Genomic DNA, 13776 nt, shown 5'->3' with positions numbered 1-13776 from the left:
CCGAGCCTTTGATAAAAACGGCTCGGATGGTACTAATCGATCGTCATTGAGTCAATTTAGTCTCATTTGATATTTATGTTAAAGATTGTAAGCTGATTGGTTTCAGACAGCGGCTTGTTCTGTCTCCGTTGCGGTGCCGAGCTACCCGGCACCGCGCAGCATCGCTTACGAGCGACCGCCCTTGCGGCCCATGTCGTCGCTCTGCTTGTTGCCACCGGACTGCTGGCCACCTTTGCGACCGGCTTCAGACGCTTTTTCCCGGTCGTTGGCGAAGTTGCCAGGATTTTTGCTACCACCCTGACTGCCAGTCTTGTTCTGGTTATTGGCCATGGTCTTGCACCTCTTGTGGCTGTGGGATATGCACGGGCGTTTGCCGTACATAAGTTCGGAGCTCAGCGGCAACAGGGGATTCGGTTTATTACCGAGCCGCCAGACCGGCGGCGCTAAAGGTGCATGGCGGTGTATTTGGCGCGAGGTGCATTGCGCTACGGAGCATTCTCGAGGCGACGCTGGCGACGGCCCAACCAGGCGCCGGTACCCCCCCAACCAAGCGCGAGGATGGCGCCAATCGACATCGCCAACTGCGGATGCTCGCCCAGCAGGTCCAGGCCACGCTTGACCCAACCGCTCAAGGCATCGCCACCCCGGTAGACCACGGTGTCGATGAAGTTCTTGGCTTTGTATTTCTCTTCGGCGGGCAACACGGTAAAGAGCATCTCCCGCCCTGGGCGAACCAGGGCGTACTCACCCGCACGACGCATGACCATCACGAAGACGAACACTGCAAATACCGGCGCCAGCGCCAGCCATAGGAAACCGACCGCCATCACCAGGGGCACGCCGACCAGTAGCACGCCGACACCCAGGCGCCGGGCCAGGCGTCCGGTGAGAAAGACCTGGGTGAGTATCGCCAGGGTTTGCACGACCGTGTCGATCAGGCCGAAGACCTGTGTCTGACGTGTCCGGTCGCTGAACGTCTCGCTGACGATACGGGCCTGCTCGAAATACAGGAACGTGCTGACGCTGGCCAGCAGTACGACGAACAACGCGATACCCAACAGGTAGCGCGACCGCAGCACGGCGGTGGCGCCGGAAAATGGATTGCCGCCCAGCGGCCGCGAGGCCGGATGCGCGGTGCTGGTCGGCAGCGGATTCAGCTCACGCCAGTGTTGCAGGTACAGCGCAGCGCCTGTGCTGCCAAGCAGGCAGACGCCCGCCAGCACCAATAAACCCGCGTGCCCGAGGGGAGAAACCAGCAGAGTGCCAAGAATCGGCCCGCTCAGGCCCCCGAGGCTTGCACCCGCCGCGAGCAGGCCGAACAGGCGCTTGCCCTGCTCGCTGGAAAACAGGTCTGCCAGTACGCTCCAGGCCAGGGAGATGGCCAGCAGGTTGAAAACCGACAGCCAGATATAAAAAGCCCGCGCATTCCAGAGGTCGTCCGGGTCGCGGGCAAAGAGCACAGCAAACAACAGCAGGTTGCTGGTGAAGAAGGCGTAGGTCCACGGCAGGATGCGTCGCCTCTTCGCCCGTGAAGCAAGCCATCCGAATAGCGGCAGGCAGGCCAGGGTGGCAACGAAGGTACCGGTGAACAGCCATTGCAGATTGTCCACCCCACCGGCCACGCCCATGGTTTCACGGACCGGGCGCAGCATGAAATAACCGGTGAACAGCAGGTAGAACAGCGCAAGACCTGCAACCACCGCCGGGCCTTCGCCGGGCTGGATGTTGAGGCTCTGGTCCAGGCGCCGCCGCCAGCCGTTCATGGCGTCAGGCAAATTGCTTGATCAGCGCCTGGCGCTGGGCTTCGCTCAGCAGCGGCCCGCTGCCCGCCTTGAGCTGGTCAAGCTGACGGTCCGGTCGGCCGGTCGCAGGAATTACTGTGGTCACCGCCGGATGACTGATGGCGAACTTCAGGAACATCTGCGCCCAGCTGCCGATACCCGCCTCGGCCGCCCACCCCGGCAATGCCTGACCTTTGACCCGGGCGAACAGCCGGCCATCGTCGAAAGCACGGTTGACCAGCACCGCGACGCCTTTGTCCTGGCACAGCGGCAGCAGATCGCGCGCGGCATCCGGGGCGTTCACCGAGTAGTTGATCTGGATGAAATCCAGCGGCTCGTTGCGCACGATGCGCGCCACCTCATCCTGGCCACTGTTGAGATAGTGAGTGATGCCCACATAGCGCGTCTTGCCTTGCTGCTTCAACTCCCGGGCATAGGGGAGCTGGGTCTGCCAGTCGCGCAGGTTGTGGATCTGCAGCAAGTCGACCTTGTCGGTGCGCAGGCTGGACAGGCTTTGCGCCCATTGCCGTTCGGCGGCGTCGCGGCTGTCGGCGGCGATCTTGGTGGCGATGAAGCACTGGTGGTGCCAGCCGCCCTCCTCCAGCAACTGGCCGAGAATAGCGTCGGCACCGCTGTAGTTGGGCGAGGTGTCGATGACTTTGCCGCCGCCTTTGAAGAACGCCTCGAGCACAGCCTTGAGCTGTTGGTACTGGGCAGAGCCGGCCTGGACCTCGAAACTGCCGGAAGTGCCGGCACCGATGACCGGCAGGGCCTCCCCGGTCGAGGGGATCTTGCGGGTCAGCAGGCCGCTGCCGGACTCGGCGCGCAGCCAAGGGCTCAGGGCCAGCGCGCCAAGCGCGGCGCTGGCCCGCAGGACATCGCGACGTGCGTACATGAAGGAGGCTCCCGTTTACAGGGGTAAACCTTCAAGGCTAGTCGCTCTACCCCGCGATGCGCAGCGATTCTGTATCGGGATATTTAACCGAGCAACAGGCGCAGGTCCAGGCCTTCAGCCCCCATTGGCGGGCACCAGTAGTAGCCGCCGGTCAGTGGTCGGCTGAAGCGGTACAAGGCATCGACCACGCCATCTTCCAGGCCACTCATGCGCCGCAGCTGGACTTCGAAGGCATCGAACGAGCGGCCCAGGGCAACGAAAGCCAGCCCTGCGCCACGGTTGTCGGCCCAGGCCACCGAACGGCGCACCATGAAGGCCGCGGGGTCATAGCTTTCCTGCGCGGTACGCTTGACGTGGGCCGACTCCGGCGCGTCTTCCAGTTCCTCGTTGTCGCTCAGGCGACGGCCAATGATGTCGTCCTGCTCTGGCTGAGGCAGCGACTTGAAATAGTTGAGGTCGTGTTTCCACAGCTGGAACGCAGCGAAACTGGAACCTGCCAGGCCCGCTTGCTCGCCCGCCACGATGGCTGCGTCGACAGCATCGTTGTCCCGCGGGTTTTCGGTGCCGTCTTCATAGCCGGTCAGGTCGTGTCCGCCGTGGTGCAGAAAACCATCGACACTGTCGACCAGCGTGAATGCCGGCGCCAGGGACTGCTCCAGGGCTTGGGCACGCAGGAACAGATCACCACGCGCGTCATCACGCAACCAGAGCCACAGTGCATGCTGGGTGGCCGGGTTTTCGACCGCCGCGTCCAGCTGCGGGAAGCTGCGCAAGCCCGGGACATCGCGCCCCAGTGCCTTGGCCAGCGGCGCGCCGACGGCCAGGATCAGGCTGTGGCCATCGACTTGCTGCAACAAGGCATCCAGAACGGCAGGCAGCGCCTCCCCCGTATGCAGGGCAAAGAACAGGTGACGGGCGTGGGCCGGCACCGGAGTGGCGAGCAGACCTTGCTGGAACGACATGACGAGCTAATCCTTCGGCAAAAGCGCGAATCCTACTGTGCTCGGCAGCCCATCGCAACGCGTCAGGTCGCGGCGAGGTGCGGCTCATCCGGAAATAATCAGTTACCAAAGGCTGGCACTTTGCGATTAGCTGATCGATGGAGCCTGCCTACACTCTCCGGAATCCCTCGCCCACGAGCATGCCGATGACCGCCTCCCCTTTGCTGACTGCCTTCCTGCCCATCGCCCTGGGCATCATCATGCTGGGCCTGGGGTTGTCGCTGACCCTCGCCGACTTCGCCCGAGTGGTGAAGTATCCCAAGCCCGTGCTGGTCGGCCTGGCCTGTCAGATCCTGTTGCTGCCGCTCATCTGCTTCCTGATCGCCAACGGGTTTGGCCTGGAGGCCGCGCTGGCAGTGGGCCTGATGCTCCTGGCCGCATCGCCGGGCGGGACTACCGCGAACCTGTTCAGCCACCTGGCACATGGCGACGTGGCACTGAACATCACGCTGACGGCGGTCAACTCGCTGATCGCCATCCTCACCATGCCACTGCTGGTCAACCTGTCGCTGATCTACTTCATGGAGTCGGACCAGGCCATTCCGCTGCAATTCGCCAAGGTCATGCAGGTCTTCGCCATCGTCTTGCTGCCTGTGGGCCTGGGCATGCTGATCCGCCGCTACGCACCGGGTTTTGCTGCGCGGATGGAGAAGCCGATGAAGCTGGTAGCGGCGTTGTTCCTGGCCTTCACCATCGTCCTGGCACTGGCCAAGGACTGGCAGACGGTGGTGGAGTACGCGCCGGTGGTGGGGGTCGCCGCGCTGCTGTTCAACGTGATCAGCCTGGGGCTGGGGTATTGGGTGCCGCGCCTGTTGCGCATCCCGAAACGCCAGGCAATTGCCATCGGCATGGAGATCGGCATTCACAATGGCACCTTGGCCATCGCGCTGGCGCTGAGCCCCAGCCTGCTGAACAACGCCACCATGGCCGTGCCGGCAGCGATCTACAGCCTGATCATGTTCTTCACGGCCGCCGCCTTTGGTTGGTGGGTGAGTCGGGGACACAAAGAAGCCATTGCCGCGCAGGAAACCGCGAATTGAATCCTGCGCGACTCAATCACCTCGCCGCGCGCGCAACTGGCGCTTGAGCTCGCGCAGCGGTGGCGCGTAGAAGAAACCGAACGACACGCTACCTTCGCGCCCTTTTACCGCGTGATGAAGCCGGTGCGCCCGGTACAGGCGTTTGAGGTAGCGCTGCATGGGTTTGGGTTTACGCGGCCAATGCCGATGGAAGAAACCGTCGTGGGCCAGCACGTACAGCACACCATAGCCCGCTACACCTGCGCCGACCCACTGCAGGGGCGCGTAGCCGGCCTTGCCCAGCGCTATCAGACCAGCCGCGATCAGGGCCAGCGCCACCAGGTAGAGGTCATTGGTCTCGAGTACACCCAGGTGCGGCTCATGGTGCGAGCGATGCAGCCACCAGCCCCAGCCGTGCATGACGTACTTGTGGGCCAGCGTACCGACACCCTCCATTGCCACCAACGTGGCGAGCAGCACGGCGATGTTGAACAGCATGGGACAGTCCGGCGTAGATGGTGAAAGGCGCCAAGGTTACCACCGCTGACGAACGCACCGGAAACGGTAGGAGGTTTCGGCAATGAAGCAATTGTCATGAATTCGGCCTTGATTCTGCGCGACTGCAGGCGTAAGGTCCGCGACGCACTTATGCATCCCCTACAGGAGTCCTGCATTGGACAGTAGCCCCAGTCGATTGCGACAGGTCCACACGGCAAGCTAGTCCGGCAGCATTCCTGCCGCTGTCTTGCCGAATACGGTAGACGGCGGTCCATCTCGCCTGCAAAGGCAGATCTCCCCTCTTCTTTCTCGCTCAGCCAGCTCATGCCGGCGAGTGTCGTGGTCCTGCGCGCTCATTCATTTCATCGGCGTCACGCTTGCCAGTGGCGCATGCGCGGGCCATTGCCCGTGGAAAGAGGTTTGCTATGGATTGGAAAGTATTTCTGCTGCGCGTCAGCGTGGCCCTCGTACTCGGCGCCCTGATCGGCGCCGAACGTCAACTGCGCCAGCGCCTGACCGGCCTTCGCACCAATGCACTGGTCAGCACCGGTGCCTGCCTGTTCGTGCTGATGACCCAGGCGGTACCTGGCATGGAGCCCAGCGACGCCTCGCGTATCGCCGCATATGTCGTGTCCGGGATCGGCTTTCTCGGCGGTGGCGTGATCATGCGTGATGGTTTCAACGTGCGCGGCCTGAACACGGCTGCCACGCTCTGGTGCACCGCGGCCATTGGTGTGCTGTGCAGCCTGGGGCTGTTGCTGGAGGCCACTCTGGGCAGCCTGGTGGTGCTGTGTGCCAACATCCTGTTGCGCGACATCGCCCAGCGCCTGGACCGTCAGGACGTGGTGCCCGCCAGTGAAGTTGAGCAGCGCTTCGAGGTGCGCATCGTCTGCCGGGCCGAAGACGAGATCCAGGTACGCAGCCTGATGCTGCACAGCCTCAGTGACCCAGGCCTGCGCCTGCAGTCGCTGCACAGCGAAGACCTTCACGACCCGCTGCGCCTGGAAGTACGCGCCGAACTGCTGGGCACCCCACAGGCGCCCACACAACTCGAGCGCCTGGTCAGCCGAGTGAGCCTGGAGAAAGGCGTCAGCTCGGTGCGCTGGCAACTCCATGCCCAAGCGGTAGAAGTCGATTAAGCATCGTCGCGCAAATGCCGCTCTCTGAGTTCCTGCCGCTCCTTGGCCTCGATGCACAGGGTCGCGGTCGGACGCAGCAGCAGGCGGCGCAGACCGATCGGCTCGCCGGTCTCTTCGCACCAGCCATAATCCCCCTTGGCCAGGCGCTCGAGCGCCTGGTCGATCTTGTCCAGCAGGCGCTTTTCCCGCTCAAGGGTGCGCAACTGCCAATGCCGCTCCTCCTCGGCACTGCCCAGGTCGGCCGGATCGCTGTGCACTTCCTGCTCGCGCAGCGCCTGGAAATCCTGCTCTATACGCTCCTGCAACTCCACCCGCTGCCCCAGCAACAGGTTACGAAAGTACTGGCGCTGGGGTTCGTTCATGTAGGCCTCGGCCGGCTGGCCGAGCAAGTCTTCTTCAGTCATGGGGCACACTCGTGCAATAAAGGGTCATCGATCGAACATCAGCGGCAGGCCCTGACAGCGTGGCTGCACCTGGCCCTGATGCCAGGCGAGTTGGCCGGATACCACGGTGGTGCGCACCACATGCCGCAGGCGTCGATGCTGAAAGGGTGTCCAGCCACAGCGGGACAGGATCGGGTCGTCGGCGACCGGGCGCGGTTGCGCCAGGCGCTCGACCAGCGCCAGGTCGGCCCAGTAGCCTTCGCGCAGAAAACCGCGCTCGCGGATGGCGAACAGGCGGGCCACTGCGTGGCTGGTCTTGTCGACTACCTGGGTCAGGCTCAGCACGCCCTCGCCGACCAGCTCCAGCGCGGCTGGTAAGGCATGCTGCACCAGTGGCAGGCCCGAGGGCGCGCGACCATAGACTCGGCGCTTTTCCTCGAGCGTGTGCGGAGCATGATCGGTGCCAATCACGTCGATCACGTCGCCGGCCAGCGCCTGGCGCAGTGCATCGCGGTCGGCACGAGTCTTGATGGCCGGGTTGCATTTGATCAGATGGCCGAGTTGCGCATAGTCGCTGTCATCGAACAGCAGGTGATGCACGCAGACCTCGGCGGTAATGTGCTTGTTGTGGACGGGACCTGGGGCGAACAGTGCGAGTTCGCGCGCGGTGGTCAGATGCAGCACATGCAGGCGCGTGCCGAAACGCCTGGCCATGTCCACGGCCATTGACGAGGAGCGATAGCAGGCATCGGCATCGCGAATCAGCGGGTGAGCGGCCGCTGGAATGAATTCGCCATGGCGCTCCCGCCACAGCGTCTCGTTGGCCAGGATGCTCGGGGTGTGTTCGCAGTGGGCCAGCAGGATGGTCGGGCAATAGATGAATAGCCGCTCGAGCACCTGCGGGTCGTCCACCAGCATGTTGCCGGTGGACGCGCCCATGAACACCTTGACCCCGGCGACTTCACGCGGGTCGAGCGCGGCGATGGTGTCCAGGTTGTCGCGACTGACGCCGAAGTGAAAGCCGTAGTTGGCCTGCGAGCTGGCCGCCGCGCGACGTTTCTTGTCGGCCAGCGCCGCGGTGGTGAGGGTTGGCGGGTCGGTGTTGGGCATGTCCATGAAACTGGTAATGCCGCCCGCCACCGCAGCCCGCGACTCACTGGCAATGTTCCCCTTGTGCTCTGCCCCGGGTTCACGAAAGTGCACCTGGTCATCGATCATTCCCGGCACCAACCATTGCCCTTGCGCATCGATCTCGACTTTAGCGCGCACGCCTTCGATGCTCGCGGCGATCTTGTCGATGCGCCCGCGGGCGACCAGCAGGTCAGCCTCGAACTCGCGCCCTTCGTTGACCAGCCGTGCGTTGCGTATCAGCAAGTCGGCCATGATCAGAACTCGTTCTGCAGGGCCTTGTAGCCCTGCACCAGGTCGATGTTGGTGCGGGCGACATCCTCGGAGAACTCCGAGGCTGACACGCTGACCGGTGGGTAACGGTCAAGATCGGTGTGTGGGCCGATATGTTCGGTGGGCGGTACGTAAAAGCGCTCCGGCAGGTCGCGACCATCGACCACCGAGTTGTGACGCACGACGCTGCCATCACCCACGCGGCAATTGAACAGCACGCTGTTGAAACCGATGAACACCCGATCACCGACCACGCAGGGGCCATGCACGATTGAGCGGTGGGCGATGGAGGTGTATTCACCGATACTCACCGCCGCGCCGGATTTGGAGTGGATGACCACGCCATCCTGGATGTTGGAGTTGGCACCAATGACGATCGGCTCCATGTCCCCGGTGGCGTCTACCTCGTCGGCGCGAATGACCGCGTAGGGGCCGACGAACACATTGTCCTTGATGATGACCTTGCCGCAGATGATCGCGGTCTTGTCGATGTAGGCCGATTCGGCGATTTGCGGGAGGTGGCCGGAAGGGTTTCTGCGGATCACGGTGCGTTTCCTGAGGCAGGCTGATTCACGTAAATGTTACGTTATAACAGTTTACTTGCAACCCCCTTCCCCTCCCGCCGAGCATGACGCCGGTGAGAAATTTCAAACTTTCGCCGCCGACCGACGCTCAACCGTCTGCGACACCGATGTCGCGACCACGGACAAGGAGAGACACATGAATACTCTGTTCCTCAAGCGAGCCGGTCTGTGCATGGCCATGGGCCTTGCCTCGATGCAGGTGATGGCCGCTTCATCCGACGACTTCGTCGATGCCGCGACCGAGGCCGGTATCGCTGAAGTCGTAACCGGCAACCTGGCGCTGGAAAAGAGCAAGGATGCCGAGATCAAGACCTTCGCCCAGCAGATGGTCACCGATCACACCCAGGCCAACCAGAAACTCGGTGATATCGCCGGCAAGCTGGATATCAGAGTGCCTGACGAGGCTGCGCTCACCGACAAGGTCAAGAAGATGATCCTGGAATGGCGCGACGAGTCGTTCGACAAGTCCTATGTCAACAATCAGGTCGATGCCCACGAGAAAGCCGTGGAGCTGTTCAAGAAGGAAGCCGCATCGTCCGACAAGCCGGAGCTCAAGGCCTTCGCCAGCGAAACCCTGCCCACCCTCGAGAAGCACCTGGAGCATGCCAAACAGCTTCAGGCCAAGCACGGCAAGTGATCCACAGGTAATCAGAGAGGCTTGATATGAGTAATGATGCTCTGCGCGCCGAAGTACTGACTCGGCTACTGCATGCCCACCCTGAAGGTCTGGGTAAGGAAGTACTGGACAACTACCGCGGCGAAAAGGCCGTGGCCGGCATGCTCAAGACGCTTCAGGAGGCCGGCTTGATCCATGATGGCAGCGTCAATGTCGATGCCGATCACCAGATCAGCGTGCGTTATCCAATCAAGTTGTCCAGTGCCGGCGTAGACGCGGCGCGTCAGCTCGACAGCTGAACCCTCGGGCTGCGGGCGCGGCACTTGCTGCCGCGTGCGCACGCCCGGGATCATGAATGGATTACTTACCTTTCTTCTCGTGATCGCGAGGTGGCTTTGCCGGACCTTGCGGGTCGACTTGCGGATCCTCCAGGTCAGGGGAGTCCGGATCAAAGCCCAGGTCCTGCTTGCTGGACGCCTTGTCGGATGAGTGAGGCCCTTGCGCGGGGTGTGGACGTTTCTGTTCGCTCATGGTGCGTTCTCCGTAACGGTGTCTACAGAAGAAAGCGCGGGCCTGGCGAAGTTTGATTTATCTACGCGCCCTTTGCCTGGAAGGTCTCGAGCTGCGCACAGCGCGCCTCACTGAGTATCAGACGATCCTGCAGGCGCTCGATCAGGCGCATCTGTTCGGCGCAGATGTCACGCTGGCCCACCAGCGCCTGACGCTCGCTGTCCAACTGCCGGCGCACCTCCTCGCTCGCCCCCTGCGCCTGGGCCAGGATCGAGCGCAGCCCTTGAACCTGGGCATCGCGCTGCTCCAATTGTTCGTCGAGTTGTTTGTGCTGGGCGCTGGCCTGTCGGTATTCGGTCAGCAGGCGCTCATTCTCACGGTGCATGTGTGTCAGTTCTTCCTGGCGGGCGATCGCGTCCTGCTGCAACTGACGCAATTCCCCTTGCGACTGCTGCAACTGCTCGTCCTTGTCGGTCAGCCTGAGCCGCAGTTCGCCCAGGGATTGGTTGAGGCTGGCGCTGCGCAGTTGCTCGGCCTGCAGAGTGCTCAGCGCTGTCTCGAGCTTTTCCGACTCCGCCGCAAGGGCGCTGGCCTGAATCTGTTGTTGCTGGTGAGCAGCCGCGAGTGCTTGCTGGGCAAGTTGCAACTGCGCCTGCAATTGGCCGCGCTGTTCATCGAACACCGCCTGCGCGTCGCGAATACGGGCCCCTGCTTCCTCGCGCAACTGCTCGGCCAGTTGGCCGACGAAACGCCCCAGCGTGTCGCTGAGGGCCGGTGAACGCTTGTCAGCCAGCGGTTGCAGCGCTTCGAGCTCGCGCATGTAGCGATGAATGGTGGTTTTCGAACCGGTGTTACCCAATTCGATACGTACTGCATCAATACTCGGATGCTCGCCCCGGGCGATCAGCGCTTGCCGTGCCTGCTGTACTGCCGCCTTGTCGATACCGCCGCGGGCCATGTTCGCTCCTGGATTTCGTACCGTGGTATGTAGCCCGTAACAGTACCAATTGCCGAGCATAGCCGCCAGCCTGCTCTACAATTCCCTTCATCATTCAGTTGGCTGTATCTCAGGGATTGGAGAGCACCGATGAGCCCTTTGCCTTTGCTATTCGACGGCACCCCAAGTGTCATAGCCCTCGACAACCGGGGACTGCCGGTGCGCGACATCGCCCACCATCGCCACCCCGACACCCCAGATATCAAGCACCAGCGTCTTACCCGCCATCGGTACGCCCCTCAAGGCTTTCTGATGAGCAGTACCGATCCTCGCCTGCACGACGTCGGGCTGTTCAACTTCATCTATCTCAGGCACCTGAACGGTGGGTTCCTGTACACAAAAGGTGCGGATAACGGCACCACCCTTAATCTGAGCGACACGGCAGGACGCCCACTCGTCACGGTCAGTAACCTCAGCACCGACATTGGCGGTACACAGGACAACAGTCAGTCGGTGACACGCACTTGGCAGTATGAGGGCCGTACCCTCCCAGGGCGGCCACTGAGCCTGACAGAACAGGTCAGCGGCGAAGCTGCCTGTATCACTGAACGTTTTGTCCATGGCAGTAATTCGCAGGCGCGGAAAGGCCTGAATCTGGCCGGACGATGCGTCAGTCACTACGATACTGCGGGGCTGGTGCAAACCGACAAGATGGCACTCACCGGCATCGCGCTGTCCCTGACCCGCCGCCTGCTGAAGGAGTCGGGTGAGGCGCAGATGCCCCCCAACTGGAAGGGGCAAGCATCCTGCAACTGGAATGACCTGCTCGCCGCAGAGGGAGAACGCCATACCACCCTGACCACTGCGGACGCCTGCGCAGCTGTATTGGCCACTACGGATGCAAAAGGGAATGTGCAGCGAGTGGCGTACGACGTGGCGGGCTTGCTCGCAGGCAGCTGGCTGACAATGAAAGACGGCACCGAGCAGGTCATAGTGAAAGCGCTGGCTTACTCGGCTGCGGGACAGAAGCGGCGCGAGGAGCACGGTAACGGCGTGGTGACCGCTTATTCCCATGAACCCTATAAGCAGCGTCTCAGCGAGATCAGAACGGAGCGCCCGAAAGGACATGTGCTAGGGGCGAAGATGCTGCAGGACCTGCGCTATGCGTACGATCCGGTGGGTAACGTCCTGAAAGTCAGCGACAACGCCGGACAGACGCGCTTCTGGCGCAACCAGAAAGTGCAGCCGCAGAATAGTTACCGCTATGACAGCCTGTACCAACTGGTCAGCGCCACTGGACGTGAAATGGCCAACGCCGGCCAGCAGGGCTGCAATCTCCCGCCCGCTACTATACCGCCCTCCCCCGACGACTCTGCCTATACCGGTTATCTACGCACCTATACTTACGACATCGCTGGCAACTTGACGCGGATACGCCACGATCCAGCCACAGGCAGCGGTTACACGACGAAAATCACCACAAGCAACCGCAGTAACCGAGCCGTATTGAGCACCTTGGCCGACAAGGCCGCAGACGTGGATGCGCTGTTCAGGACCGGTGGCCAACAGACTCAGCTTCAGCCAGGTCAGAGCCTCACCTGGACACCACGTAACGAACTGCTGAAGGTGACGCCTGTGGTACGCGCGGGCGGCGCTGATGACAGTGAGCACTACCGCTATGACTCGAATAGCCAGCGCATCCTTAAAGTCAGCGTACAAAAAACAAACAGCAATCTACAGATATATCGCACACTGTACCTTTCGGGACTGGAACTGAAGTTTCACGCGTCTGGCGATACGCAAATGCAGAGTTTGCAGGTAATCACCGTAGGCGAGGCTGGCCGCTCGCAAGTTCGGGTGCTGCACTGGGAGATCGGTAAACCGACCGACATCGGCAACGACCAGATACGTTACAGCTACGACAACCTCACGGGCAGTAGCGGGTTGGAATTAGATGGCAGCGGCAACCTCATCAGTCGAGAGGAATACTATCCGTATGGCGGCACATCCGTGCTGACAACACGAAGTCAGACCGAGGCGAAATACAAAACCCTCCGTTATTCGGGCAAGGAGCGGGATGCGACGGGGCTGTATTACTACGGTTATCGGTACTGTCAGCCTTGGGTTGGACGCTGGCTGAGTGCAGACCCGGCAGGCACGGCGGATGGGCTAAATCTATTCCGTATGCTCAGGAATAATCCGTGCTCGGGCATGGATCGTGATGGACGGATATGGGAGTGGCCGGAAGAAGCCCAAATAGAAACCCTTGCCGAAAAACTGCGTGACATCGACCGCAATGTTGTATTGGCGATATTGGAGCTCGTCCAGGAAACGGATCCAGACCCGAGAGACCTCGCCGCATATATCATCAGCGGGATTAATAATGACTTCGGGCCTGCCAAAGATGCCATGACATACGTGAAATCAGTCGAACCTCCGGCACCGACACCCCCCGCCGAGATCGCAGCGACAACATCGGTGCCCGCCCCCAGCAACCCCCAACAGAGCTGGACCTCTTCACTGGACATCGATCCTGCCATGCAAATTCGAATGAACTGGATCAAAGGCAATGCGCAGGTTCGCCAATCCGGAAATTTCATCTCCACAAACATTGAGGGCGATATATTTCAAAGTGACTATTTCCCCAGGGCATGGATAGTTTATGCAATTTTTAAAGACCCACGCCACAAGCATTACTTTGCCAGCGATGTTGCTAAACTGCAGTATGACGCAGTCTCAGAGCGAGAAAAATTTGACCGAAGCCCAAACATAATCATCCATGACACTGTCATCAATCAAGAAACGCTCAAGGTCATGAATGAAGCCGCCCAGTCTGGAACGCCCTTACGACAACCATTTCTTTGGAATACGCCAAATGGGAAAAGCGCCAGGAGGCTCATGGATGTTTTTAATCTAGAAGCTAGAAAAGTCACCCGGGCGGGCGATAGCTTCATCATCCATGTCAAACCCAAACCCTCAAAACTGTGGCGCCCTTGGCAAAGTTGAAGCATG

General features: G+C 61.4%; 15 protein-coding genes. 5 read left to right on the top strand and 10 right to left on the bottom strand.

Annotated features, from left to right (window positions below):
* Positions 1 to 165: 165 nt before the first annotated feature.
* From APH44_RS03940 to APH44_RS03925, 4 genes are all read right to left on the bottom strand, one after another.
* Positions 166 to 330 carry a general stress protein gene (locus tag APH44_RS03940; protein WP_054891392.1) on the bottom strand — a complete coding sequence of 55 codons (165 nt, stop codon included), beginning with the start codon at positions 328 to 330 and terminating at the stop codon, positions 166 to 168.
* Positions 331 to 485: 155 nt separating this feature from the next.
* A complete protein-coding gene (locus APH44_RS03935; RefSeq protein ID WP_054891391.1) occupies positions 486 to 1763 on the bottom strand; it encodes an NTP/NDP exchange transporter in 1278 nt (425 codons plus the stop codon).
* 4 nt (positions 1764 to 1767) lie between these two features.
* Positions 1768 to 2676, bottom strand: a complete 909-nt coding sequence (locus tag APH44_RS03930) for an aldo/keto reductase (RefSeq protein ID WP_054891390.1) — start codon at positions 2674 to 2676, stop codon at positions 1768 to 1770.
* Between the two features lie 83 nt (positions 2677 to 2759).
* A complete protein-coding gene (locus APH44_RS03925) occupies positions 2760 to 3638 on the bottom strand; it encodes a Dyp-type peroxidase (protein ID WP_054891389.1) in 879 nt (292 codons plus the stop codon).
* A 185-nt stretch (positions 3639 to 3823) separates the two neighbouring features.
* Here APH44_RS03925 and APH44_RS03920 point away from each other — a divergent pair, with 185 nt between their 5' ends.
* Entirely contained in the window at positions 3824 to 4717 is an 894-nt protein-coding gene (locus tag APH44_RS03920; RefSeq protein ID WP_054891388.1) for a bile acid:sodium symporter family protein, read from the top strand.
* Positions 4718 to 4729: 12 nt separating this feature from the next.
* Here APH44_RS03920 and APH44_RS03915 read toward each other — a convergent pair whose 3' ends face one another.
* Complete coding sequence (locus tag APH44_RS03915) at positions 4730 to 5194, bottom strand: sterol desaturase family protein (protein WP_054891387.1); 465 nt, start codon at positions 5192 to 5194, stop codon at positions 4730 to 4732.
* Positions 5195 to 5619: 425 nt separating this feature from the next.
* Between APH44_RS03915 and APH44_RS03910 the strand changes: the two genes are divergently transcribed.
* Positions 5620 to 6333 (top strand): MgtC/SapB family protein, encoded by a 714-nt coding sequence (locus APH44_RS03910; RefSeq protein WP_054891386.1) that lies wholly within the window; start codon positions 5620 to 5622, stop codon positions 6331 to 6333.
* Here APH44_RS03910 and dksA read toward each other — a convergent pair.
* Genes dksA through APH44_RS03895 form a run of 3 tightly spaced genes read right to left on the bottom strand, consistent with a single transcriptional unit; the run spans position 6330 to position 8662 of the window.
* Positions 6330 to 6737 carry an RNA polymerase-binding protein DksA gene (dksA, locus tag APH44_RS03905; protein WP_054891385.1) on the bottom strand — a complete coding sequence of 136 codons (408 nt, stop codon included), beginning with the start codon at positions 6735 to 6737 and terminating at the stop codon, positions 6330 to 6332. The two genes, APH44_RS03910 and dksA, sit on opposite strands and share 4 nt — an antisense overlap.
* A 24-nt stretch (positions 6738 to 6761) precedes the next feature.
* Positions 6762 to 8099 carry a dihydroorotase gene (locus tag APH44_RS03900; protein ID WP_054891384.1) on the bottom strand — a complete coding sequence of 446 codons (1338 nt, stop codon included), beginning with the start codon at positions 8097 to 8099 and terminating at the stop codon, positions 6762 to 6764.
* Between the two features lie 2 nt (positions 8100 to 8101).
* Entirely contained in the window at positions 8102 to 8662 is a 561-nt protein-coding gene (locus APH44_RS03895) for a carbonate dehydratase (RefSeq protein ID WP_054891383.1), read from the bottom strand.
* Positions 8663 to 8837: 175 nt separating this feature from the next.
* Between APH44_RS03895 and APH44_RS03890 the strand changes: the two genes are divergently transcribed.
* Both APH44_RS03890 and APH44_RS03885 read left to right on the top strand, forming a co-directional pair.
* Positions 8838 to 9338, top strand: a complete 501-nt coding sequence (locus APH44_RS03890; RefSeq protein WP_054891382.1) for a DUF4142 domain-containing protein — start codon at positions 8838 to 8840, stop codon at positions 9336 to 9338.
* Positions 9339 to 9364: 26 nt separating this feature from the next.
* Positions 9365 to 9616 (top strand): hypothetical protein, encoded by a 252-nt coding sequence (locus APH44_RS03885; RefSeq protein ID WP_054891381.1) that lies wholly within the window; start codon positions 9365 to 9367, stop codon positions 9614 to 9616.
* Positions 9617 to 9677: 61 nt separating this feature from the next.
* Here APH44_RS03885 and APH44_RS30015 read toward each other — a convergent pair whose 3' ends face one another.
* Complete coding sequence (locus APH44_RS30015) at positions 9678 to 9848, bottom strand: DUF6021 family protein (protein ID WP_177339335.1); 171 nt, start codon at positions 9846 to 9848, stop codon at positions 9678 to 9680.
* Positions 9849 to 9909: 61 nt separating this feature from the next.
* Positions 9910 to 10785, bottom strand: a complete 876-nt coding sequence (locus APH44_RS03880) for a DNA-binding protein (protein ID WP_054891380.1) — start codon at positions 10783 to 10785, stop codon at positions 9910 to 9912.
* 129 nt (positions 10786 to 10914) lie between these two features.
* On the opposite strand from APH44_RS03880, the gene APH44_RS03875 reads away from it, so the two are divergent.
* Positions 10915 to 13770 (top strand): RHS repeat-associated core domain-containing protein, encoded by a 2856-nt coding sequence (locus APH44_RS03875; protein ID WP_054891379.1) that lies wholly within the window; start codon positions 10915 to 10917, stop codon positions 13768 to 13770.
* Positions 13771 to 13776: the final 6 nt, after the last annotated feature.

Source organism: Pseudomonas sp. NBRC 111143 (assembly GCF_001320965.1).
Classification (GTDB): domain Bacteria; phylum Pseudomonadota; class Gammaproteobacteria; order Pseudomonadales; family Pseudomonadaceae; genus Aquipseudomonas; species Aquipseudomonas machongensis.
This window is presented reverse-complemented; position numbering and strand designations above follow the sequence as displayed.